Here is a 23,049-nt window from a genome sequence, read left to right as displayed (position 1 = left end):
CGGGTGCGGCGCGTCAAGCCGGAGTCAGCCTACTCCTGTCCGGCCGGCCGGACAGGCCGACGAAACGCCGGGGAAACGCCAGCCGTACGGTCAGTGATCCGACGGACGGTCCACGCTGGGCAGCGGGGAGCGCAACGCCCAGGTCAGGTGGGCACCGGTCCACACCACCACGGCCGCGATGATTGCCGCACCCATGTCCGGCAGGCCCGGCCAGCCGGTGGCCGCCACGGCCGCCATCGCCACCCCGAGGATGACGATCTTCGTGGCGTAGGTGACCAGCCCCACCGACATGATCAGTCGCGGGTGGACCGCGTCGGCCCAGGCCACTGAGAGGCCCGAGATCAGGTAGCTGACGATCACCAGCGCGATGCCGGCGGCCACCCCGGCCGCACCGGTCGGGCCGCGCAGCAGCGCGGCGGTCGGCACCGCGACCACGGCCAGCGCGGCGCAGGCGAGCAGTGGCAGGCGCAGGTACGGCAGTCGGGCCCGGATGGCGCCGGGTTCCCCGGCCCGCGGCGCGGTCGCCGGGGTTACGCCGGGTCCGTCCGTGGGCGCGCTCATCGGGGGTACGCCGGGAACTCGGCGGCCAGTTCGGCCACGTCGGCGGCGATCCGGGCCAGCGCGTCGACGCCACCCGGGGCGGACGGATCGGTCCGCACCGCCCGGGCGATCAGCCCGGCGACCTGACGCATCTGTGCCTCCCCCATGCCCTGGGTGGTGACGCTGGGCGTGCCCACCCGGATCCCCGAGGCGACCATCGGCTTCTGCGGGTCGTACGGGATCGCGTTCTTGTTCAACGTGATGGTCGCCGCGTCGCACCGCGCCTCCGCCTCGGCCCCGGTGACCCCGGTCTCCCGCAGGTCGATCAGGGCCAGGTGGGTGTCGGTGCCGCCGGAGACCGGCCGCATCCCCTCGGCCGCCAACCCGTCGGCCAGCGCCCGCGCATTGGCCACCACCTGCGCGGCGTAACTGCGGTACGCCGGTTGCGCCGCCTCGTGCAGCGCGACCGCCTTGGCGGCCACGGCGTGCATCAGCGGGCCGCCCTGGGTGAACGGGAAGACCGCCTTGTCGATCCGTTCGGCCAGCGTCTCCCGGCAGAGGATCATGCCGCCGCGCGGGCCGCGCAGCACCTTGTGGGTGGTCGCGCAGACCACGTCGGCGTACGGCACCGGCGACGGGATCGCCTGCCCGGCGACCAGCCCGATGAAATGCGCGGCGTCCACCATCAGGTACGCGCCGACCTCGTCGGCGATCTCCCGGAACCGGGCGAAGTCGATCAGCCGTGGATAGGCGGTCGCGCCACATATGATCATCTTGGGCTGGTGGGTACGGGCGAGATCCCTGACCTCGTCGTAGTCGATCAGCTCGGTGTCCCGTTGGACGGTGTAGCCGACGGGCTTGAACCACCGGCCGGAGAAGTTCACCCGGCTGCCGTGGGTCAGGTGCCCACCGTGCGGCAGCTCCATCGCCAGCACCGTGTCACCCGGCTGCACCAGGGCGGCGTACGCGGCCAGGTTGGCGCTCGCGCCGGAGTGCGGCTGGAGGTTGGCGTGCTCGGCGCCGAAGAGGTCCTTCGCCCGGGCGATGCCGAGTTCCTCGGCCCGGTCCACCTGCGCGCAGCCGCCGTAGTAGCGCCGGCCCGGATAGCCCTCGGCGTACTTGTTGGTGAGCGTGGAGCCCAGCGCGGCCAGCACCGCGGGCGAGGTGAGGTTCTCGCTGGCGATCAGTTGCAGACCGCCACGCAGCCGGTCCAGCTCGCCCAGCACCACCTCCGCGATCTCCGGGTCGGCCGTGCTGAGCTGCTCGAAGTCCGGCCCCCAGAAGGTGCCCTCGGCGGTCTCCACAGCGCCAGAGTCTATGAGACCGCAGACTGGAGGCGTGAGATGCCTGGTGACCGGAGCGACCGGATACATCGGCGGGCGCCTGGCGCCGCGCCTGCTGGACGAGGGATACGCGGTGCGCTGCCTGGCGCGGCGGGCCAACCGGCTGCGCGACGTGCCGTGGGCCTCGCAGGTCGAGGTGGTCGAGGGTGACCTGAGCCGGCCGGAAAGTCTCGCCGGGGTCTTCGACGGCGTCGACGTGGCGTACTACCTGGTGCACTCGCTCGGTCAGGTCGGCTTCGAGGCCGCCGACCGGCAGGCGGCGACGACCTTCGCCGAGGCGGCCCGCGCCGCGGGCGTACGCCGGATCGTCTACCTGGGCGGACCGGAGCCGGCCCCCGACGACGCCGCCTCGGCGCACCTGCGTTCCCGCGCCGAGGTGGCGCGGATCCTGCTGGACAGCGGCGTGCCCACGGTGGTGCTGCGGGCAGCGGTGATCCTCGGTTCCGGCTCGGCGTCGTTCGAGATGCTGCGCTACCTGACCGAGCGGCTGCCGGTGATGGTCACCCCGCGCTGGGTCAGCAACCGGATCCAGCCGATCGCGGTCCGCGACGTGCTGTACTACCTGGTCGGCAGCGCCGGACTGCCGCCGGAGGTCAACCGGGCCTTCGACATCGCCGGTCCGGACGTGCTGACCTTCGCCGAGATGATGCAGCGCTACGCCCGGGTGGCCGGGCTCTCCCGTCGGCTGCTGCTACCGGTACGCCTGCTGACGCCGACTCTCTCGTCGCACTGGGTCGGGTTGATCACCCCGGTGCCGAACGCGCTCGCCCGGCCGCTGGTGGAGAGCCTGGTACACGAGGCGGTCGCGCACGAGCACGACATCGCGGAGTACCTGCCGGACCCACCGGACGGACTCACCGGTTTCGACCGGGCCGTCGAGCTGGCGCTGGCCAAGGTGCGCGACGCCGAGGTGGAGACCCGCTGGTCGAACGCCGCCGGTGCGGACGCACCCGCCGAGCCGCTGCCCAGCGACCCGCACTGGAGCGGCGGCACCGCCTACACCGACCTGCGGGAGCAGACGGTGGCGGCACCGCCGGAGGCGCTGTGGCAGGTGATCGAGGGGGTCGGCGGAGAGAACGGCTGGTACTCGTTCCCGCTCGCCTGGTCCGTGCGCGGCTGGTTGGACCGGCTGGTCGGTGGGGTGGGGCTGCGGCGGGGCCGGCGTCACCCGCACCAGTTGCGGGTCGGCGAGGCACTGGACTTCTGGCGGGTGGAGGAGATCGTCCCCGGCGAACTGCTGCGGCTGCGCGCCGAGATGCGGCTGCCCGGCCGGGCCTGGCTGGAGATGCGGGTGCAGCGGGACGACACTGGTCAGGTCAGCTACCGGCAGCGGGCGGTGTTCCTGCCCCGAGGACTGGTCGGGCATGCGTACTGGGCTGCGGTGACCCCGTTTCACGCGGTGGTCTTCGGCGGGATGGCCCGCAACATCGCCGAGGGGGCCGAGCGGTTGGCGGCAGCCACCCCGGCCCGCTGAGCGGGCTACGGTCGGCGTCGGTCAGTTGCCGGTGCGCTGCCCGGTGACCCGCCAGGCGGTCATGTCGCTCGGCGGCACGAAGTCGCGGACCGGCTCGTCGCGCAGGGCGTAGGAGAGGATCTCGCCGACTGCCTCCACCATGGCGGTCTGCACCGCACGGCCGACGGCGTCGCGCGGCTCGTCGGGGTTGGCGGCCATCGCCGCCACCGCCAACTGCGGGGTGAGCGCCACGACCGTCTCCGTGGCGTACCGCTCGGAGCTGCCCGTCTTACCCACCACCGGCCGGCCGAGCTGACCGCGCAGCCGGGTCGCCGTGCCACCGGCGCAGCCGTGGTACATGGACTGGTCGCCGACCGGGCAGCGGGCCGCGTCCGCCGCCGCCCGGGCCACGTCGACATCGAGCACCTGCCGGCAGTCCGGCTGCCCGGCGGCCACCCGGCGACCGTCCGCGTCGGTGATCGAGGTGACCGGCGTGGGTGCGCACCAGACGCCCTCCGCGCCCAGTGTCGCGTACGCGCCGGCCAGGTCGAGCGGGGTGGTGGCGGACACGCCCAGGGTGAACGGTCCCCACTCACGTGCCCCGTGCCGGGCCAGTTGGGCGTCGTCGTCGGCCCGGAACACGATGCCGAGCCGTTCGGCCATCTCCACCACCCGGTCCGCACCGACCCGCTCGGTGAGCCAGGCGAAGTACGTGTTGACCGAGTCGCCGAAGGCGGTCCACATGTCGTGCCGGCCGCTCACCGAGGCGCTTGCGTTCTGCGGGCACCAGTACCCGCCGCAGTTCGCCTCGCTGCCGCTGACCCGGAAGTCGGTCACGATCCGCCGGGGCGCGTTGAAGACCGTGTTCAGGGGTAGCCCGGCCTCCAGGGCGGCCAGCATGGTGAAGAGCTTGAACGTGGAACCGGCCTGGTAACCGACGATGGTGCCGCCGCCGGCGACGAGTTGGTTGACGGTGTTGGGGTGGTTCTGCTGTCCGCCCGGGTTCGCGGTCACGCTGTAGACCCGGTTGACCGACATGGCGAGCACCCGCCCGGTGCCGGGTTGGATCACCGCGGTCGGCATGGCGTGTGGGTGCTCGGCCGGGTAGACCCCCCACACCTGTTCGGTGGTGGCCCGTTGGACGCCGGGGTCGAGTGAGGAGACGATGCTGAACCCACCTCGGCGCAGGGTGCGCTGCCGCTCGTCGACGCTGGCGCCGAACGCCTTCTGGCTGTTCCACCAACGGGTGAACCAGTCGCAGAAGAAGCCCCAGTCGTTGTGTCCCTCGGGCACCGCGGTGCAGTCGTTCGGAGTCTCGCTGGGCCGCAGGTTCAACGGCTGGGCGGCGATCCGGGCCGCCTCCTCCGGCGCGGTCACGCCCGACTCGACCATCCGGTCCAGCACGTAGCCGCGCCGGGCGGTCGCGCTGTCGGCGTCCCCGTTGATCGGGTCGTCGCTGTGCGGAGAGCGGACCAGCCCGGCCAGCAACGCCGCCTGGGCCAGCGTGAGCTTCGCCGGTGAGGTGGAGAAGTACCGTTTGCTGGCGGCGGCGATCCCGTACGCGCCGGCACCGAAGTACGCGATGTTGAGGTAGCGGGTCAGGATCTGCTCCTTGGTCAGCTCCCGCTCCAACGCCAGGGCGTACCGGATCTCCTGGACCTTGCGGGCGGTGCTCACCTCGGTGGCCGCCGCCCGTTGCGCCTCGCTGAGCCGGGGATCGGTGCTCAGCACGTTGCGGACGTACTGCATGGTCAGCGTGGAGGCGCCCTGCCGGGTGGCGCCGTCGCGCCGGTTGGCGGTGAAGGCCCGCACGATGCCCCGCAGGTCCACGCCGCTGTGCTCGTGGAAGCGGGCGTCCTCGGCGGCGATGATGGCCTGCCGCATCACCGGCGCCACCTCGTCCAGCGGCACATCGACCCGGTCCTCCTGGTAGAAGGAGGTGATCAGCGTGGTGCCGTCGTTGGCGTAGAGGTTGGACCGTTGGGCCGTCGGCGGCGTCCGCAGCGTGTTGGGCAGCTCCGCGTACGGCGCGGAGAGCGCCGAAAATCCGATGCCGAACACCAGCGCGGCCGGCAACGCCGCCACCGCCAGCGCCAGGCCGGCCAGCGTGCCGGCCAGCAGTACGGTGAACATCTTCGGCAGGAACGCCCGGGTCATCAGCTCTCCCCGCAGGAGCCGTCAGGACTCCCTCAGGATGTCGCTAATCGCCCTTTCTGCCGCGCCTTTCCTCAAACCCGGATGAAATTCGCCGATCAGGGGAGCAGCAGCGCGGCGAGCGGCTGCACCGTCTCCTCGATCTCGTCGGCCACCCGGGTGAAGCACTGGTCGCCGCGCCCCCACGGGTCGTCGAGGTCGTCGGTGGGCAACGCGGTGGCGCCCTGCCGGGCCTCGTGTGCCGCCTCGACCAGCGCCACGCCACGGGCGTGGACCGCGTCGGCGGTGGCCTCGGCCGCCGGCAACGCGGCCGGATCGAGGGCGGCCAGCAGCCGACCGAACTCGCCGAGCACGAACGTGCGGGCGGCGGCGTCGGGCCGCAACGCCGTCACGTACTCCTGCTGGTCGGCGGTGGCGGTCAGGACCAGGTCGGCGGCGTCGATGTGATCGGAGCGCAGCTTGCGAGCGGCGAAACCGGTGACGTCGCCACCCCGGTTGGTGACCTGACGGGCGGCCGGCGGGTTCATCTCCTCACCGGCGTGCCAACCACCGGTGCCCGCGCTGTGGCTGTGCAGCAGCTCCTCGACCCGCTCCGGGTCGACCTCGCGTCGGGCCAGCCGGTCGGCCACCGCGAGGGTGAGCAGCCGCTCGGCCATCGGTGACCGGCAGATGTTGCCCATGCAGACGTGCAGGACGGTGAAGGGGGGCACCTACGCCACCTGACTCTCACGCAGTTCCGGTACCACCTCACGCAGCCGGGCCAGGTCGATCGCGCCCTCCCGGACGAGCAGCGGCTCGTCGCCGGTCAGATCCACGATCGTGCTGGGCACCGGATCCACCGCCGGCCCGGCCTCCAGGTAGGCCCGGACGGAGTAGGCGAGCTGGTCGCGCGCCTGGTCGGCGGTGAGCGCGGCCGGTTGGCCGATCTTGTTGGCCGACGCGACCGCCATCGGCCCCGTCTCCCGCAGCACCTCAAGCGCCACCGGGTGCAGCGGCATGCGCACCGCCACCGTGCCGCTGTCGTCGCCGAGATCCCACCGCAGGCTCGCCGAGTGCTTGACCAGGATGGTCAGCGCACCCGGCCAGAACGCCTCGACCAGGTCCCGCGCCGCCGTCGGCAGGGTGTAGGCCAGGCCGTCGAGGGTGTGCCGGGAGCCGATCAGCACCGGTGGCGGGGTGTGCGGGACATTCTTCGCGTCCAGCAGCGCCTTGACCGCGTAGGGGGTGAACGCGTCGGCGCCGATCCCGTAGACCGTGTCGGTCGGCAGGACGACCAGCTCGCCGTTGCGGACCGCCTCGATGGCCGCAGCGATGCCGCGGTCCCGGTCGGCGAGCGATCGGCAGTCGTAGAGCATCACGAGGAGCCAGTCTGCCACGTCGCGGCCGCACCGGGTGGTGGGCGGTCCGCGAGGCGGGACGCCGTGACGAAACGCGGCCGGTCGGCGAGGTCGCGATGGTCGACGATCGTGGCGTACCGCCCGTCGGCGGCGAGCAGGCCCGGCAACACCGCGCCGTGACTGTCGTCGTGTTCGATGCCCAGGACACCGCCGGCACGCAGCAGGAAACCCGCACGGTCGATGACCCGGCGGATGACGTCCAGCCCGTCCGCCCCACCGAACACGGCCTCCGCCGGGTCGTGGTCGGCCACCTCCGGGGGCACCGCCACCGCGAGCGGAACGTACGGCGGGTTGCACAGCAGCACGTCCACCCGGCCCGCCAACTCGTCGAGCAGGGCCGGATCGGTGGCGTCCGCCGCCACCACCTCGATCGGCCGGTCACCGGCGGCGGCCCGGGCCGCCGCGTTGCGCCGCAGCCAGGACAGCGCCTCCGGCGAGCGTTCCACCGCCACCACCCGGGTTTGCGGCACCTCGTACGCCACCGACAGGGCGATCGCTCCCGACCCACTGCACAGGTCCACCACAAGTGGTTCCGGCCGTCCACCCGCCCGCGCGGCCGTTCGAGCCTGGTCGACGCCCCAGCCGGCGAGCAGTTCGGTCTCCGGGCGCGGCACGAAGACGCCCGGCCCGACGGCCAACTCCAGGTGCCGGAAGCCGGCGGTGCCGGTGAGATACTGCAACGGTTCCCGTCGCGACCGGCGGGCCACCAGCGCTCGGTAGCCGTCAAGTTGCTCGTCGGTGAACCCGTCCGCCAGGGCCAACCGCCCGCGCGAGATCTCAAGCACGTACGCGGCCAGCAGCTCGGCCTCCGCACGGGCCGAGGTCACGCCGGCCGCGGCGAGGGTACGAGCCGCTTCGGCAAGTACGGGACCCGGACGGTTACGTCTCGTCCCTTCGGACGGGTGTTGCGGTGCGGTGGTCACGCAATAATCATGAAGCGTCGCCGTGCACGTGCATAAGCGGGTGCAGCGGCACACCGACAGGAGGTCGCGGGTGGGCTGGCTCGACCGGGTCGAAGACCAGGTTGACGCCCTGACGAAGGCGCGGGCGTTGCAGGAGGTGAGCCGTTCCACCGAGGCGTACGGACTCCTGGATGGGGTGCTGCGTGCCACTCGCGACCCGAACGCCCGAGCCGACGCGCTCGTGCAGCGGCTCTCGGCTCTGATCAATCTCGGGCGCACCGCCGAGTACACCCGCGCCATCGAGGAGGCGTCCGCGGCGGTACGCGACCTCGCCGAGCCCTATCTGCACGGGCACCTCAACGCCCTGGCGGCGTTGGCCGCCCACCATCAGGGCGCGCTGGACCGCTGCGTGACGCACCTGGTCAAGGCCGCTCGGGCGCTCGGGGCGGTGGAGGATCCGGACCGGGACACCGCCTGGGGTTGGCACGACCTGGCGATGGCCTACTCGTACCTCAGCTTTCACGGTTACGCCCTGGGCGCGATCGAACGCGCCCGGCAGCTCGGCACCGCCGCAGGGATCCCGGAGGAGACGTTCGCCGCACCGGGCATCCGACTGCGCAACGCGGTCGCCCTCGACCACACCGGTGACAGCGACGGCTGTCTGCGCGTACTGCGGGACGTCGGCGGTGACCTGGGCCGGTTCGTGACCGCCGGGCGGGCCGACCGGCTGCGCCCCAGCAGCCTGGCCGCCTACGGTTACGCCGCCGCCCGCCGGTGCGCCCTCGGCGACGACCTCGACCTTGCCCCGGGACTGGCCCCGGCCCGGCTGCTCGACTACGGCGCGGACAGTGCCCGGGCCCGCGACATGCGCCAGCTCGGCCAGGTCTGCCTCGCCATCGCCAGTGGGCGTCCGATCGAGGCGGTCACCCGGCTGGACACGGTCCAGGTGTCCGCCGAGACGCTCGGCGCGGCCGAGCCGGCCCGACTGCGCAGCATGGCGCTGGGTCGGGCTGGCGACCACGCCGCCGCGCACCGGGCCGACCGGCTGGCGTTCCGACTCGCCGCGCAGCGCCACGACCGGCTCCGCGACGTCTACATCGACGGCATCGCCGCCCGTATCGATCATGAGGAGATGCGCCGGGAGGCGGCGCGGTTCGAGGGGGAGGCGCTTACCGACCCGCTGACCGGGCTGCCCAACCGACGCCGGCTGGAGCGCTACATCGCGGCCGTGGTGGCCCGGGGTGAACGGGTGGTGATCGGCGTCTGCGACCTGGACGGGTTCAAGGCGGTCAACACGCGGCACGGGCACCACTCGGGGGATCTGGTCCTGCAACGCGTCGCCGGAGTCATCAACCGGGTGATGCGTCGGGGCGACTTCGTCGCCCGCTACGGCGGCGACGAGTTCGTGGTGGTGCTACCCGAAGCGGGGATGGCCGAGGCGGCCGAGGTGGCCCGGCGGATCGACGCCGCCGTGCGCACCGAGGACTGGGAGTCACTGGTGCCCGGCACCCCGGTCGGCGTCAGCATCGGCTTCGCCGAGGTGGGCGCCGGCGGCCCCGGCCAGCGGGACGCGCTCGGCGCGGCCTTCGAGGCCGCCGACCGGGAGATGCTGCGGGCCAAGGCCAGGCCGCGTAGCGCCTGAGGCTCAGCGCCGGGTCAGTTCCGCGTCGCCCGCCAGGCGCGCGGCCCGGTCCGCCTCGCTGAGCGCGTCGAGCACTCCGTCCAGTTCCCCGGCGAGCACCAGGTCGAGGTTGTACGCGGTGAAGCCGATCCGATGGTCGGTGATCCGGTTCTGCGGGAAGTTGTAGGTGCGGATCCGCTCCGAGCGGTCCACCGTACGCACCTGGGCCTTGCGGGCGTCCGATGCGGCGGCGTCGGCCTGCTCCTGCGCGGCGGCCAGCAGCCGGGCGCGCAGGATCCGCATCGCCTGCTCCCGGTTCTGCAGCTGAGACTTCTCGTTCTGGCAGGAGACGACGATGCCGGTGGGCAGATGAGTGATCCGCACCGCCGAGTCGGTGGTGTTCACCGACTGGCCACCGGGACCGGACGAGCGGAACACGTCGATGCGCAACTCGTTCGGGTCGATGGTGACGTCGACCTCCTCGGCCTCCGGCAGCACCAGTACGCCGGCCGCGCTGGTGTGGATGCGCCCCTGCGACTCGGTGACCGGGACCCGCTGCACCCGGTGCACGCCGCCTTCCCACTTCAACCGGGACCAGACGCCGTTGCCGCCCTCGGGCACGCCCTTCGTCTTGATCGCCAGCGAGACGTCCTTCACCCCGCCGAGGTCGGAGTCCTGAGCGTCGATCACCTCGGTGACCCAGCCGCGCCGCTCCGCGTACCGGGTGTACATGCGTAGCAGGTCACCGGCGAACAGCGCGGACTCCTCACCGCCCTCGCCCGCCTTGATCTCGACGATGACGTCCTTGGCGTCGTGCGGGTCGCGCGGGATGAGCAGCTCGGCGAGGCGGTCCTCAAGCACCGGCAGCGTCGCCGCGATCGTCTCGGCCTCGGCCGCGAAGGAGGCGTCCTCGGCGGCCAGTTCCCGCGCCGCGGCGAGATCCGCCCGGGCCTGCTCCAGCTCGGCCGCGGCCTTGTGCAGCGGCACCAGCTCGGCATAGCGACGGCCCACCCGGCGGGCGGTGCCCTGGTCGGCGTGGATCGCGGGATCGGCGAGCCGCTTCTCCAACTCGGCGTACTCGTCGAGGAGGCCGGTGAGGCGTTCACTGCTCATGCTGGGGATGGCTCCTTGCTGACTGTCGGAAACCCCGCGCGGTGCTCCGCCGGTCGCTTCGCGGCGGAAACCGGGACACAGACGGCCGACGCCCGCGCCCGGCGGTGAACCGGACGCGGGCGTCAGACGAGGAGCTACTTGGCCTTCTTGCCCTGAACCTTGGCGTACTTCTGCTGGAACTTCGCGACCCGACCAGCGGTGTCCAGCACCCGCTGCTTGCCCGTGTAGAACGGGTGGCAGGCGCTGCACGTCTCGACGTGGATCGAGCCGCCCTTGGCGGTGCTGCGGGTGGTGAAGGTGTTACCGCAGGAGCAGCTGACCTCGGTGGTCACGTACTCCGGGTGGATGTTGGGCTTCATGTCGCCTCGGTCCTCTCGTCTGTGGTCGCCGGGTCGCCCCTGGCCTGCCGCTGCCTGCCGTTGGGGGCGTGAACCGGAACCGGTGGCCGATTGACCAGTCTGCCATGGGCTTCGGTGGGCCCTGGAATCGGGCCGCACCCGTTGGTCGCCGGTAGCAACATCGGGCCTCGGGTACGCATTCCCACCGCCCGCGTGAAGCATTCCTCGGCCGTCCCCCCGCCGCGCTGCGGCCGAGTCGGGTACGCGTAGGGGGCGTGGCCGGCCGGCCACGCCCCCTACGTCGATCTTCGTCGGTGGACGTCACTCCCCCGGCGTCGACTTGGCGATCTGCATCAGGAACTCGATGTTGGTACGGGACTGCTTCAGCCGGTCCAGCAGGAGATCCAGCGCCGCCTGCGAGTCCAGCGAGTGCAGCACCTTGCGGAGCTTGTGCACGATGGCCAGCTCCTCCGGCGCGAGCAGGATCTCCTCCTTACGCGTACCGGACGGGTGGATGTCGATGGCCGGGAAGGTCCGCTTGTCAGCGATCTTCCGGTCCAGCTTCAGCTCCGCGTTACCGGTGCCCTTGAACTCCTCGAAGATGACCGTGTCCGCCATGGAACCGGTCTCCACCAGGGCGGTGGCGAGGATGGTCAACGAGCCGCCGTTCTCGATGTTGCGCGCCGCGCCGAGGAACCGCTTCGGCGGGTACAACGCGGTGGAGTCGATACCACCCGACATGATCCGGCCGCTGGCCGGCGCCGCCAGGTTGTACGACCGGCCGAGCCGGGTCACCGAGTCGAGCAGCACGACCACGTCGTGCCCCAGCTCGACCAGGCGCTTGGCCCGCTCGATCGCCAGCTCGGCGACGGTGGTGTGGTCCTGCGGCGGGCGGTCGAACGTGGCCGCGATGACCTCGCCCTTGACCGACCGCTGCATGTCGGTGACCTCTTCGGGCCGCTCGTCCACCAGCACCACCATCAGGTGGCACTCCGGGTTGTTGTGCGTGATGGCGTTGGCGATCGCCTGGAGCACCATGGTCTTACCGGCCTTCGGCGGCGAGACGATCAGCGCCCGCTGCCCCTTGCCGATCGGCATGACCAGGTCGATGACCCGGGTGGTGAGGATGTGCGGCTCGGTCTCCAGCCGCAGCCGCTCCTGCGGGTACAGCGGGGTGAGCTTGTAGAACTCCGGCCGGCGCTTGGCCTCGTCCGGCTCCATCCCGTTGATGGTGTCCAGCCGGACCAGCGGGTTGTACTTGTCGCGCCGCTGCTCGCCGTCGCGCGCCGCCCGGACCGCCCCGGTGATCGCGTCACCGCGTCGCAGGCCGTACTTCTTGATCTGGGACATCGACACGTAGACGTCGTTGGGGCCGGCCAGGTAGCCGGTGGTCCGGACGAAGGCGTAGTTGTCGAGCACGTCCACGATGCCGGCCACCGGCACGAGCACGTCGTCCTCGCCGACCTGCGGCTCACGGCCACCGTCGCCGGAATCGTTGCGGTCACCGCGGCCCCGCCGACGATCCCGGAAACGGCTGCGCCGGCTGCGCCGACCGCCGCTCTCGCCGTCGTCGTCACCGTCGTTGTCCCGCTCGGCGCGCTGTCCACGGTCGCCGCGGTCGGCCCGCTCGCCACGGTCGCCGCGGTCGGCCCGGTCGCCCCGCTCGACGCGCTCAGCGGCGCGGTCGCCGCGGTCGCCGCGGTCGCCACGCTCACCACGGTCGCTGCGCTCGGCACGGTCGCTGCGCTCGGCACGCTCACCCCGATCGGGACGCTCACCGCGCTCGGCACGCTCACCGCGCTCTGCGCGCTCAGCCCGCTCGCCCCGATCGGCGCGTTCAGCACGGTCGGCGCCTCGGTCACGGCCGGACCGGCCCTCGGACCGCTCGCCCTCGGCGGCGGTCTCCTCGGCACGCGGTTCCGCCACGGCGGTCCGGCTACGCCGGGTACGGCCGCGCCCTTCGCTCTCGACGCTTGCGGCCGGCTGTTCGGCACCACGGCGCTCGGCCTCCGGCCGCTCACCCGTGTCTCGTACCTCCGCGTGCACCTCCTCGCGGACCGGTGCGGCGGCCGCCGCGACCTCGGCCCGTGGACGAGGGGCTCCGGCAGCGCCGCCCTGCCGCTCGGTGATCGCGCTGATCAGCTCGCCCTTACGCATGCGAGCCGTCCCCGAGATGCCGAGCGACGCGGCCAGGCTCTGCAGCTCCGGCAGCAGCATCGCCGACAGACCGGTGCCGCTGCGCCGACGGCGGGCGGGGGCAGCGGTGGTGGCATCGCCAGCGACGTTGGAAACATCCGACGTCACGTCGGTGGTGTCGCTCAATGGATTCCTTCCCTCGATAGGCCGGGACTGCCCGGAATCGACAACAGGTGGCCGGGCGGCCTCGGTACACCCGCCTCGCATGACGCTTCGCGGGAGTCTGCAACACAGCAGCCGGTCGGTCTCCCGACCCACCAGATGGAGCGGTGAGCGGGGTTTCGCCGTCTGCGGCGACCAGTGAAGACTGCGGTGCGGCGTGGGCCTAGGCAGGGGTGACGGGCTTACCGCCGAAAGCTTCGGGGGTGCGCCGACCCGCAGGGAGATCGCATGCTTCGCGGCTGTGCTAAGTCTAGAGCGTAATCAACTCTTGCGACCTGCGGCAACAGGGTCCCGCTCCGCGTGTCCGAGTCTACCCCGCTCGACCTGCGCCCCGCATACATCTACCGGCAACCGCAGCAGCCGCCAATCTGTTCCCGCGTCAAATCCTACCGGCAGCTCAGACAGCGCGAGCACGCTGGGGCCGGCCCCACTGACCACGGCCGCCACACCGGCCGCACGCAACCCGTTGACCAGCGCACTTGTGCCCGGCATCGACGGCGCCCGCCAATCCTGGTGCAACCGGTCGGCGGTCGCCGGCAGCAGCAGTGCCGGCTGCGCGGTCAACGCGTGCACCAGCAGTCCCGCGCGGCCGGCGTTGAACGCGGCGTCGCCGTGCGGCACCGTGGCCGGCAGCGCCGCGCGGGCCGTGGCGGTCAGCCCGCGCTCGGTCGGCACCAGCACCGTGGGGCGCACGCCGTCGGCCACCGGCAGCGACACCGCCCGCGCGCCGGCCGGCTCCGTCCAGGCCAGGGTGAAGCCACCGAGCAGGCACGGCGCGACATTGTCCGGATGGCCCTCGATCTCCGCGGCCAGCCGCAGCACCGCGTTGTCGTCGAGGCGGCTCTCCCCCTCCATTACCAGCGCCCGGGCCAGCAGCACCCCGGCGACGATCGCCGCCGACGAGGAGCCGAGCCCGCGCGCCTGCGGGATGCGGTTGACGCACTCCACCGCCAGCCCGGCCGGTTGCCCACCAAGGACGTCGAAGGCCACCCGCATGGCGCGTACCACCAGATGCCCGTCGTCGACGGGCAGGTCGCCGGCGCCCTCGCCGGTCACCGCCACCGTCACGCCCCCGGCCGTCACCTCGGCGGCGACGTCGTCGTGAAGCGCGAGGGCCAGCCCGAGCGCGTCGAAACCCGGCCCCAGGTTCGCACTGGTGGCGGGGACCCGGACCCGGACCGGTTCGGCGACGAATCTGATCGACACGCCGCCCATGCTAGTGGGGCCACAGACGTCCACCGGGCCGGACCTGGCTACCGGTTCTCCGCGACGGCGGGTGGCGACGTGGCGAGCGACAGACGCCGGGTCGCGATCCGCCAGCCGATCGCATAGACCAGGGTCACCAGGCCGCAACCGGCCAGTACGACCCGCTCGTCGACGACGTCCACGACCACGGCCACCACCAGTTGACTGACGGAGATCGCCAGGGTCGCCAGCATCATGTCGGTGGCGAAGACCCGACCCCGTAGCCGGTCCGGCACTTCGCCCTGCAGGGCGAAGTTCGACATCACCCAGTTGCTGCCACCGGCGAAGTGGGCCACGAAGACCAGGACCAGCACCAGCGGGAACCAGGCCGCCACCGAGGTGCCGAGGTAGGCCAGACCGTACGCCGACATGGACAGTGCCAGGCCGGGCAGCAGCCAGGCGCGGTTGGTCAGCACCCGTCGCATCATGATCGGGCCGACCAGCGCGCCGGCACCCCGGACGGCGAACAGCAGACCGGCACCGAGCGCACCGACCCCGTACACCCCGGCGAGCAGCGGGAAGACGGTAAGCACACCGTTACCGAGACCCACCGCCGACTTGACCGTCACCAGCGCCAACACCCGGGGACGGTGCCCGATGTAGACAAGCGCCTCGCGGATCGCCGCCCAGGTCTGCGGTGGGCTCGCGCCCCGCTCGCGGGGTGCCTGCAACGGACGGCGGATGAGCGTGGCCAGACTCGCGGCGATCACCAACCCGACGGCAGCGACCCAGAAGCACGCGTACGGTCCGGCCGCCGCGCTGAGTACCCCACCGAGTGATGCGCCGACGACGGTCATCGTGCCCCACGCCGAACCGGCCACCGCGTTGCCGGCGGCCAGTTCATCCGGATCGAGCACGTTCGGCAGCGCCGCCTGGGCAGCCGGCGAATAGAACGCCTTGGCCACCGCGACCACGCCGATGCCGAGCAACGCCAGCCAGGCCGTGCCGGCATCGCGTACCCCGAGCAGCAGCAGGACACCGACCAGCGCGGCGCCGTTCGAGATGATCATGATTGTGCGTCGGTCGAACCGGTCCGCGATGGTGCCGGTGTACGGCAGCAGCAGCGCCACGATGCCGGTGTCCACCGCGAGCACCAGGGCGCCCCACACGCCACTGCCGGTCAACTTCGGCAGCAGCACCAGCAACGGCACCATGACGAACCAGTCGGCGCCGAAGACCACCAGCTCGGCCAGGAAGAGGTTGCGGAAGTTCCGGTTGCGGGTGAGGACCGAGAGGGTGGACGCCACGGAGCGGACCATACCCGGCCACCGTCAACGGTTGCGTCGCAGCGCGGACAGCGCCCCGGAGGGCCCGAGGACCCTCCGGGGACGCCCGGTCACTCGTTCGGCGGGAACGGTGAGTTGCGACTCTTCGGCAGCCGGAGCACCTCGAACTGGTCGGTGTTCTCGATCAACGCGCCGGAGGGCGCCGCCGGCACCGGCCGGCTCTCCCGCCGGTCCGCTTCGGTGGCACCGATCCCCGCGCCCACCGGCACCCGGCCGGTGGTGTCCGACGCCGGGCCATCGGCCTCGTCGACCTCGCCACCGCCCGATTCCTCGGTCGGGTCGCCGTACCGTCGCCGCCGCCACGTGCGGACCGACACCTTGGTGTCCTCCACCATGGCGTAGAGCGTCGGCACCAGGATCAACGTGAGCAGGGTGGAGGTGAGCAGGCCACCGATCACCACGATCGCCAACGGCCGCGAGATGAAACCACCCTCCCCGGTGAGCCCGAAGGCCATCGGCGTCAACGCGAAGATGGTGGCGATCGCGGTCATCAGGATCGGCCGCAGACGGTGGCGTCCGCCCTCGACCACCGCCTCCCGCACCCCCATGCCCTGCGCCCGGTACTGGTTGACCAGGTCCAGCAGCACGATGGCGTTTGTCACCACGATGCCGACCAGCATGAGCACGCCGATCAGCGCCGGCACGCTCAGCGCGGTGCCGCTGGCCAGCAGCAGGGCGACCGCGCCGGTGGCGGCGAACGGAATGGAGACCAGCAGGATCAGCGCCTGGACCACGCTACGGAACGTCGCCATCATGATCAGGAAGACGATCGCGATCGCGGCGAGCACGGCCAGGCCCAGATCGGCGAAGGTCTCCCGCTGCTCGGCGCTGACCCCGCCCAGGGAGAACGTGGCCCCCGGTACGTCGATCGCGTCGAGGCGGCTCTGCAACTCGGTGCTGATCGCGCCCAGATCGGAGCCGGTGACCGTGCCGGTCACCGAGACGCTGCGCTCACCGTCGATCCGCCGTACCTGCTGCGGACCGGTGGTCTCCGTGACATCGGCGATGTCGTCCAGCTTGACCGCGCCCACCGGCAGAGCCCGCAGCTCCGCCAGGGTCACCGGCGGTGCCGGCGACAGGCGCAGCACCACGTCCCGGGCGGCGCCCTCGACGGTCACCTGACCCAGCGGCGTACCCCGGAACGCCTGCGACACCAGCTGACCGACGGCGGCCTCGGTGAGCCCGGCCCGGCTGGCCGCCTCGCGGTCGACGGTCACGTCGACCCGAGGTACCCGGTCGGCCAGGGTGGTCGAGACGTCCTCGACCCCGCCGATGCCGGTCAGGGCCGTCTCGGCCTCCTTCGCGGCGGCGGCCAACACCTCGGGGTCAGCGGCCCGGACGATCACCGCCAGCTCGTTGGCGGACGCCCCGCCCTGGCCCGCCGGGAACGTGATCTCTCCGGCCTCGGTACCGAGCGCCGCGAGCCGGTCCCGCAGCACTCCGCGCATCGCCTTCGCGTCGGTCTCCCCGCCGAGACGCAACGCGTAGTTGGCCACGTTGTTGCCGGCGCTGCCGGCCCAGGGGGTATCTCCGCCACCGGCGGTGACCTGGTACGACTCGATGCCCGGAGTCTCCGCCAGCACCGCCTCGACCCGACGGGCCGCCGCGTCGGTGCCGGCCAGCCCGGTGCCCACCGGCAGCTCCTGGCGGACGTTGAGAGTGTCCTGGCCGGAGTCGTCGAGGAAGTTCGTCTCCAGCTGCCGGGCCAGCCCGAAGGTGCCGAACAGCACCAGCAGGCCCGCCGCCAGGGTCGCCCATCGGTAGGCCCGCCGCCCGGTGGCGAACCGGATGACCGGCAGGTACGCCCGCTGCAACGGGCTGCGCAGCTCGCGCTCCTCCGCCGCCCGGCGGACCGCCGCCCCGTCGGCCGCACCGCTGACCGGCTTGAGGAACCAGTACGCGAGCACCGGGATCACCGTCAGCGACACCAACAGCGAGGCGAGCAACGCCACGGTGACCGTGATCGCGAAGGGCGCGAAGAGCTGACCGACGAAACCACCTACCAGGGCGATGGGTGCGAAAACGGCAACCGTGGTCAACGTCGACGCGGTGACGGCACCGGCCACCTCGCGTACGGCGGTGAGGATCGCCTGCCGCTTCGACCCGCCGTACGTCAGGTGCCGCTTGATGTTCTCCAGCACGACGATCGAGTCGTCCACCACCCGGCCGACCGCGACCGTCAACGCGCCGAGGGTGAGCAGGTTGAGCGAGTAGTCACCGATCCAGAGGGCGATCAGCGCGACCACCACCGACAGCGGGATGGAGACCGCGGTGACCACAGTGGAGCGCACCGACAGCAGGAACACCAGGATGACCACCACGGCCATGATCAGACCCAGCAGACCCTCGGTGCTCAGCGTCTTGATGGACTTCTCCACGAACGGCGCCTGGTCGAGCACGACTGTCAGCTCGGCACCGGTGGCGGCGCGCAGGTCGTCGAGCCGGTCGGCGACCGCGTGCGAGATCTCCACGGCGTTGCCGTCCGGGTCGGCGGTGACCGCGATGCCGAGACTCTCCCGGCCGTTGGTACGGGTGATGGCGGTGGCCGGGGCGAGTTGCTCCTCGACCGTGGCGACGTCGCCGAGTCGGACCGGACCGGCCTTCTTGACCGGCGGAGCGACGATCACACCGCGCAGCTCGTCCAGGGTGGTCAGCGGTGCGCCCACCTGGACCGGCAGGGTGCGCTCGCCGTCCAGCACCGCGCCGGCCGGCACCGCCACGCCGTTGGCCCGCAACGCGGTGCCGATCGCGGTCGGCTGCACCTTCGCCTTCGCCAACTTCGCCGGATCCGGTGTGATCACCACAAGTTCGTCCCGGACGCCGGTCAGCTCGACGCCACGGACGCCGTCGATCGCCGCCAGTTCCGGCACCACGGTGTCCCGCAGCTTTCCGGCGAGGGTCCGCTCGTCGTCGTCGCCGGACGCGGCCAGCACCACCGCCGGCAGGTCGTCGGTGCTACCCGCGATCACCTGCGGGTCGACGCCCTCCGGCAGGCTGGTCCGGTTGATCGCGGTCTGCATCCGGCTGACCATGTCGTCGAGTTCGGTGCCGAACTCGTACTGCACCTGGATGGTGGTCAGGCCCTCACGGGAGGTCGAGATGACCGAGTCGAGACCGGAGATGCCGCGCAGGCTGTTCTCGATCGGCTCGGCGACCTCGGACTCGACGACCTCCGGTGCGGCGCCGGGGTACTGGGCCACGATGAAGGCGGCGGGAAACTCCAGCGACGGTAGGAGTTGCTGCTTCAGTGACGGCACGGCGTACACACCGAACGCCGTGGTCACCACCGCGATGAGGGCTACCAGCCCTCGGTTGGCGAGGCTGAATCTGGCGAGCAGCGACATCGCGTGGCTCACTCCTGAGGGAGACGGTCGAGGGGTACGAGCAGTGTGCCCGACCCCGTGGGTCTGCCGATCTCCGGGGCGGCCGGGGTGCCGAGCCGCAGCGGGGCGGACCGGGCCTCAGGCGAGGTCGAGGGAGCGGGCGGCGACGAGCGGATCGTTGGCGATGGTGACGGGAGCGGGAGCTGTGGAGATGGCCCACTCCGGATCCTTCAGACCGTGCCCGGTGACCGTGCAGACCACCGTGCCCCCGGCCGGCACCCGGCCGGCGGCGGCCTGCTGGAGCAGACCGGCGACGCTGGCCGCGCTGCCCAGTTCCACGAAGACACCGACCTCACGGGCCAGCAGTCGGTATGCGGACAGGATCTCCCGATCGGTGACCGCCGCGATCAGGCCGCCGGAGGTGTCCCGCGCGTCCAGGGCCTTCGTCCAACTCGCGGGGTTGCCGATCCGGATGGCGGTGGCGATGGTGGACGGCTCGGCCACCACCTGCCCGGTCACGATCGGCGCCGCACCGGCCGCCTGGAAGCCGTACATCTTCGGTCGCCGACTGGCGTTGCCGGCGTCATGGTCCTCCGTGTAACCCATCCAGTACGCGGAGATGTTGCCGGCGTTGCCCACCGGCAGGCAGTGGATGTCGGGTGCGTCGCCGAGCGCCTCGACGATCTCGAAGGCAGCCGTCTTCTGACCGTGCAGCCGGTCGATGTTTACCGAGTTGACCAGGGCCACCGGATAGTCCTGGGCGAGCTTGGCGGCCAGCGCCAGACAGTCGTCGAAGTTGCCGTTGACCTGGAGCAGCTTGGCACCGTGCACGAGCGCCTGAGCCAGCTTGCCCAGCGCGATCTTCCCCTGCGGCACGAGGACGGCGCAGGTCATCCCGGCCCGGGCCGCGTACGCGGCGGCGGAGGCACTGGTGTTGCCGGTGGAGGCGCAGATGATGGCCTTGTTGCCGGCCTCGACCGCCTTGGAGACGGCCATCGTCATGCCCCGGTCCTTGAAGGAGCCGGTGGGGTTCGCGCCCTCCACCTTGAGGTACACGTCGCAGCCGAGCCGGGCGGAGAGCACCGGCGCCGGCAACAGCGGCGTGTTCCCCTCGTGCAGGGTGACCACCGGCGTGGCATCGGTGACCGGCAGCCGGTCCCGGTAGGCGTCGATCAGGCCACGCCACATCTCGCTCTCCTCGCCTCTGCGATTGATCCGGCCGCTCACAACCCGCCCTCTACCCGCAGCACGCTCGCCACCGAACGGACGATGTCCAGTCCACGCAGTTGCTGGACGGTCGCGGCGAGCGCCGCGTCCGGGGCGACGTGGGTCACGATGACAAGTACGGCGTCACCGGCCGCGCCGGCGGCACCGGCGGCCGGCCCCTGCCGGACGGTGGCGATCGAGACGTCGTGCCGGGCGAACACCCCGGCCACCGACTCCAGCACACCGGGCCGGTCAGCCACGTCGAGGCTGATGTGGTAGCGGGTGAGCGCCTCCCCCATCGGCCGTACCGGCAGGTCGGCGTAGGCGGACTCGCTGGCCGCGCGGACCCCGGCGAGCCGGTTGCGGGCCACCGCCACCACGTCCCCGAGCACCGCGCTGGCGGTCGGCGCCCCACCGGCACCCCGGCCGTAGAACATCAACTGCCCGGCTGCCTCCGCCTCCACGAAGACCGCGTTGAACGCGTCGCCCACGCTGGCCAGGGGATGGGTCACCGGGATCATCGCCGGGTGCACCCGGACACTTACCGCCTCCCGGCCCTGCCCGTCGGCACCCCGCGCGGCGATGCAGAGCAGCTTGATCGTGCAGCCCATCGCCTTGGCGCTGGCCACATCCGCGGCGGTGACCTCGGTGATGCCCTCGCGATGCACGTCGGCGGCGGCGACCCGGCTGTGGAAGGCGAGCGAGGCGAGGATGGCCGCCTTGGCGGCGGCGTCGAAGCCCTCCACGTCGGCGGTCGGATCGGCCTCGGCGTAGCCCAGCTCGGTCGCCTCTTCCAGCGCCTCGGCGAACCCGGCACCGGTGGCGTGCATCGCGGAGAGAATGAAGTTGGTGGTGCCGTTGACGATGCCGGTGACCCGGGTGATGCGGTCGCCGTGCAGCGACTCGCGCAGCGGGCGCAGCAGCGGAATGGCCCCGGCCACGGACGCCTCGTAGTAGAGGTCGCCGCCCCCCTCGGCCGCCGCGTCGTGCAGGGTGCCGCCGTCCTCGGCGAGCAGCGCCTTGTTGGCGGTGACCACGCTCTTGCCGGCCCGCAACGCCTCCACCAGCCAGCCGCGCGCCGGCTCGATGCCGCCGACCACCTCGACCACCACGTCGACGTCGTCCCGCTTGATCAGCCCGAGCGCGTCGGTGGTGAACAGGGCCGGGTCCACCGGCAGGTCGCCGCGGTCCCGTCCGATCCGGCGTACGGCGATGCCGGCGATCTCCAACGGAGCACCGACGCGGGCGGCGAGGTCCGCCGACTGCTCGTGCAGCAGCCGGATCACCTCGGCACCGACAGTGCCGCAGCCGAGCAGGGCGAGGCGTACAGGTGACGTCATCCCACATCCAAAGCGAGCAGGTCCTCTTCGGTCTCCGGTCGAACGATCAGCCGGGCCCGGCCGTTGCGAACCGCGACCACGCCGGGGCGGGGCACGTGGTTGTAGTTGCTGGCCATGCTGCGGCAGTACGCGCCCGTGCCGGGCACCGCGACAAGATCTCCGGGCTGCACGTCGGCGGGCAGGAATTCATCCTTCACCACGATGTCCCCGGACTCACAGTGCTTTCCCACCACGCGGGCGAGCATCGGGCCGGCGACGCTCCCCCGGGAGGCCAGGGTCGCCGAGTACGACGCGTCGTACAGGGCGGTCCGGATGTTGTCGCTCATCCCGCCGTCGACGCTGACGTACGTCCGGATGCCATCGACATCCTTGACCGTACCCACCTCGTAGAGGGTGAACACGGCCGGGCCCACGATCGCCCGGCCCGGCTCGATGGACAGGTGCGGTGTGGCCAGCCGCTCCGCCGCACACTCCGAGTCCACGATCTTGCGTAGCCGCTTGGCCAGGTCGTGCGGGGCCGCGGGGTCGTCCTGCGAGGTGTACGCGATACCGAAACCGCCACCGAGGTCGAGTTCGGGCAGTTCGACGCCGCGGGCGTCGCGGATCTGCGCCTGAAGGGCCAGCACCCGCCGGGCGGAGACCTCGAAGCCGCTGGTGTCGAAGATCTGCGAGCCGATGTGCGAGTGCAGGCCGCGCAGCTCCAGCACACCCTCGTCGAGCACGCGCAGCGCCGCGCTCAGGGCCGCCCCACCCGCGAGCGAGAAGCCGAACTTCTGGTCCTCATGGGCGGTGGCGATGAACTCGTGGGTGTGCGCCTCCACGCCGACGGTGACCCGGATCAGCACCCGGGGCCGTACGCCGCGTTCACGGGCCAGCGCGGTGAGCCGGTCGATCTCGTGGAACGAGTCGACGATGATCCTGCCCACCCCGACGTCGAGGGCCCGGGTCAGCTCGGCCACCGACTTGTTGTTGCCGTGGAAACCGATCCGCTCGGGCGGCATCCCACCGGCCAGCGCCACGGCCAGTTCCCCGCCGCTGCACACGTCGAGGAACATGCCTTCCTCGGCGATCATCCGGACCACCGCCCGGCAGAGGAAGGCCTTGCCGGCGTAGTAGATGTCCTCGTCCGGGAAGGCCGCCTGGAAGTCCCGGCAGCGCGAGCGGAGGTCGTCCTCGTCGAGCACGTACACCGGGGTGCCGAACTCGGCGGCGATGTCGCGTACGCCCAGGCCCGCGACGGTGAGCGCGCCGTCGGCGCCGCGCGTCACGTTGCGGGGCCACAGCTGCGGCACCAGGGCATTTACGTCGTCCGGCGTACGCAGCCAGGCCGGCCCTCGGTTGCCGATGTCGCCGTGCAGCGCGCCTGCCTCATGAGCCCGCATCAGTGCCTCCCTGGATTCGCGGCTGCGGGGCCCGCAAGCTCACTCCTC

At 72.0% G+C, this 23,049-nt stretch carries 17 protein-coding genes; 2 read left to right on the top strand and 15 right to left on the bottom strand.

Annotation, left to right across the window (positions count from 1 at the left end; translation table 11 throughout):
• Positions 1–90: 90 nt before the first annotated feature.
• Together Vse01_RS17525 and glyA are read right to left on the bottom strand one after the other, a co-directional pair.
• Entirely contained in the window at positions 91–561 is a 471-nt protein-coding gene (locus tag Vse01_RS17525; protein WP_093405418.1) for a hypothetical protein, read from the bottom strand.
• A complete protein-coding gene (glyA, locus tag Vse01_RS17520) occupies positions 558–1,844 on the bottom strand; it encodes a serine hydroxymethyltransferase (RefSeq protein ID WP_093405416.1) in 1,287 nt (428 codons plus the stop codon). The genes Vse01_RS17525 and glyA overlap by 4 nt, the downstream gene beginning before the upstream one ends.
• Before the next feature lie 34 nt (positions 1,845–1,878).
• Here glyA and Vse01_RS17515 point away from each other — a divergent pair, with 34 nt between their 5' ends.
• Complete coding sequence (locus Vse01_RS17515) at positions 1,879–3,357, top strand: SDR family oxidoreductase (RefSeq protein ID WP_093405412.1); 1,479 nt, start codon at positions 1,879–1,881, stop codon at positions 3,355–3,357.
• A gap of 21 nt (positions 3,358–3,378) precedes the next feature.
• Here the strand turns inward: Vse01_RS17515 and Vse01_RS17510 are convergent, their stop codons facing one another.
• From Vse01_RS17510 to prmC, 4 genes are all read right to left on the bottom strand, one after another.
• Positions 3,379–5,493 carry a transglycosylase domain-containing protein gene (locus tag Vse01_RS17510; RefSeq protein WP_093405409.1) on the bottom strand — a complete coding sequence of 705 codons (2,115 nt, stop codon included), beginning with the start codon at positions 5,491–5,493 and terminating at the stop codon, positions 3,379–3,381.
• 95 nt (positions 5,494–5,588) lie between these two features.
• Positions 5,589–6,200 (bottom strand): arsenate reductase/protein-tyrosine-phosphatase family protein, encoded by a 612-nt coding sequence (locus Vse01_RS17505; RefSeq protein WP_093405406.1) that lies wholly within the window; start codon positions 6,198–6,200, stop codon positions 5,589–5,591.
• Positions 6,201–6,845, bottom strand: coding sequence for an L-threonylcarbamoyladenylate synthase (locus Vse01_RS17500; RefSeq protein ID WP_093405537.1), 645 nt, complete (start codon positions 6,843–6,845; stop codon positions 6,201–6,203). It abuts the gene before it with no gap.
• On the bottom strand, positions 6,845–7,810 hold the full coding sequence (gene prmC, locus Vse01_RS17495) for a peptide chain release factor N(5)-glutamine methyltransferase (RefSeq protein WP_093405403.1): 966 nt from the start codon (positions 7,808–7,810) through the stop codon (positions 6,845–6,847). The genes Vse01_RS17500 and prmC overlap by 1 nt, the downstream gene beginning before the upstream one ends.
• Before the next feature lie 70 nt (positions 7,811–7,880).
• On the opposite strand from prmC, the gene Vse01_RS17490 reads away from it, so the two are divergent.
• The gene (locus Vse01_RS17490; RefSeq protein ID WP_093405400.1) at positions 7,881–9,431 is read left to right on the top strand and encodes a GGDEF domain-containing protein; all 1,551 of its coding nucleotides are present in this window, start codon (positions 7,881–7,883) and stop codon (positions 9,429–9,431) included.
• 3 nt (positions 9,432–9,434) lie between these two features.
• On the opposite strand, the gene prfA is transcribed toward Vse01_RS17490, so the two are convergent.
• The 9 genes from prfA to lysA form a co-directional block, all read right to left on the bottom strand.
• Positions 9,435–10,523 carry a peptide chain release factor 1 gene (gene prfA / locus Vse01_RS17485; protein ID WP_093405397.1) on the bottom strand — a complete coding sequence of 363 codons (1,089 nt, stop codon included), beginning with the start codon at positions 10,521–10,523 and terminating at the stop codon, positions 9,435–9,437.
• Between the two features lie 134 nt (positions 10,524–10,657).
• On the bottom strand, positions 10,658–10,882 hold the full coding sequence (rpmE, locus tag Vse01_RS17480) for a 50S ribosomal protein L31 (RefSeq protein ID WP_093405395.1): 225 nt from the start codon (positions 10,880–10,882) through the stop codon (positions 10,658–10,660).
• 300 nt (positions 10,883–11,182) lie between these two features.
• A complete protein-coding gene (gene rho, locus Vse01_RS17475) occupies positions 11,183–13,183 on the bottom strand; it encodes a transcription termination factor Rho (RefSeq protein ID WP_093405389.1) in 2,001 nt (666 codons plus the stop codon).
• Between the two features lie 297 nt (positions 13,184–13,480).
• The gene (gene thrB / locus Vse01_RS17470) at positions 13,481–14,434 is read right to left on the bottom strand and encodes a homoserine kinase (protein ID WP_373870681.1); all 954 of its coding nucleotides are present in this window, start codon (positions 14,432–14,434) and stop codon (positions 13,481–13,483) included.
• 38 nt (positions 14,435–14,472) lie between these two features.
• A complete protein-coding gene (locus Vse01_RS17465) occupies positions 14,473–15,711 on the bottom strand; it encodes an MFS transporter (protein ID WP_093405532.1) in 1,239 nt (412 codons plus the stop codon).
• Between the two features lie 89 nt (positions 15,712–15,800).
• Entirely contained in the window at positions 15,801–19,094 is a 3,294-nt protein-coding gene (locus tag Vse01_RS17460; protein ID WP_093405387.1) for an efflux RND transporter permease subunit, read from the bottom strand.
• Between the two features lie 117 nt (positions 19,095–19,211).
• Positions 19,212–20,261, bottom strand: a complete 1,050-nt coding sequence (gene thrC, locus Vse01_RS17455) for a threonine synthase (RefSeq protein WP_093405528.1) — start codon at positions 20,259–20,261, stop codon at positions 19,212–19,214.
• A 35-nt stretch (positions 20,262–20,296) separates the two neighbouring features.
• A complete protein-coding gene (locus Vse01_RS17450) occupies positions 20,297–21,619 on the bottom strand; it encodes a homoserine dehydrogenase (protein WP_093405384.1) in 1,323 nt (440 codons plus the stop codon).
• A complete protein-coding gene (gene lysA, locus Vse01_RS17445; RefSeq protein ID WP_093405383.1) occupies positions 21,616–23,001 on the bottom strand; it encodes a diaminopimelate decarboxylase in 1,386 nt (461 codons plus the stop codon). The genes Vse01_RS17450 and lysA overlap by 4 nt, the downstream gene beginning before the upstream one ends.
• Positions 23,002–23,049: the final 48 nt, after the last annotated feature.

The sequence above is a fragment of the Micromonospora sediminimaris genome (assembly GCF_016863575.1).
Classification (GTDB): domain Bacteria; phylum Actinomycetota; class Actinomycetes; order Mycobacteriales; family Micromonosporaceae; genus Micromonospora; species Micromonospora sediminimaris.
This window is presented reverse-complemented; position numbering and strand designations above follow the sequence as displayed.

What these genes read in the sequence shown, in the direction of transcription:
- Vse01_RS17525 (WP_093405418.1), bottom strand. Translation starts at nt 561, where the DNA reads ATGAGCGCGCCCACGGACGGACCCGGCGTAACCCCGGCGACCGCGCCG.
- Vse01_RS17510 (WP_093405409.1), bottom strand. Translation starts at nt 5,493, where the DNA reads ATGACCCGGGCGTTCCTGCCGAAGATGTTCACCGTACTGCTGGCCGGC.
- Vse01_RS17500 (WP_093405537.1), bottom strand. Translation starts at nt 6,845, where the DNA reads ATGCTCTACGACTGCCGATCGCTCGCCGACCGGGACCGCGGCATCGCT.
- prfA (WP_093405397.1), bottom strand. Translation starts at nt 10,523, where the DNA reads ATGAGCAGTGAACGCCTCACCGGCCTCCTCGACGAGTACGCCGAGTTG.
- rpmE (WP_093405395.1), bottom strand. Translation starts at nt 10,882, where the DNA reads ATGAAGCCCAACATCCACCCGGAGTACGTGACCACCGAGGTCAGCTGC.
- thrB (WP_373870681.1), bottom strand. Translation starts at nt 14,434, where the DNA reads ATGGGCGGCGTGTCGATCAGATTCGTCGCCGAACCGGTCCGGGTCCGG.
- Vse01_RS17460 (WP_093405387.1), bottom strand. Translation starts at nt 19,094, where the DNA reads ATGTCGCTGCTCGCCAGATTCAGCCTCGCCAACCGAGGGCTGGTAGCC.
- thrC (WP_093405528.1), bottom strand. Translation starts at nt 20,261, where the DNA reads ATGTGGCGTGGCCTGATCGACGCCTACCGGGACCGGCTGCCGGTCACC.
- Vse01_RS17450 (WP_093405384.1), bottom strand. Translation starts at nt 21,619, where the DNA reads ATGACGTCACCTGTACGCCTCGCCCTGCTCGGCTGCGGCACTGTCGGT.
- lysA (WP_093405383.1), bottom strand. Translation starts at nt 23,001, where the DNA reads ATGCGGGCTCATGAGGCAGGCGCGCTGCACGGCGACATCGGCAACCGA.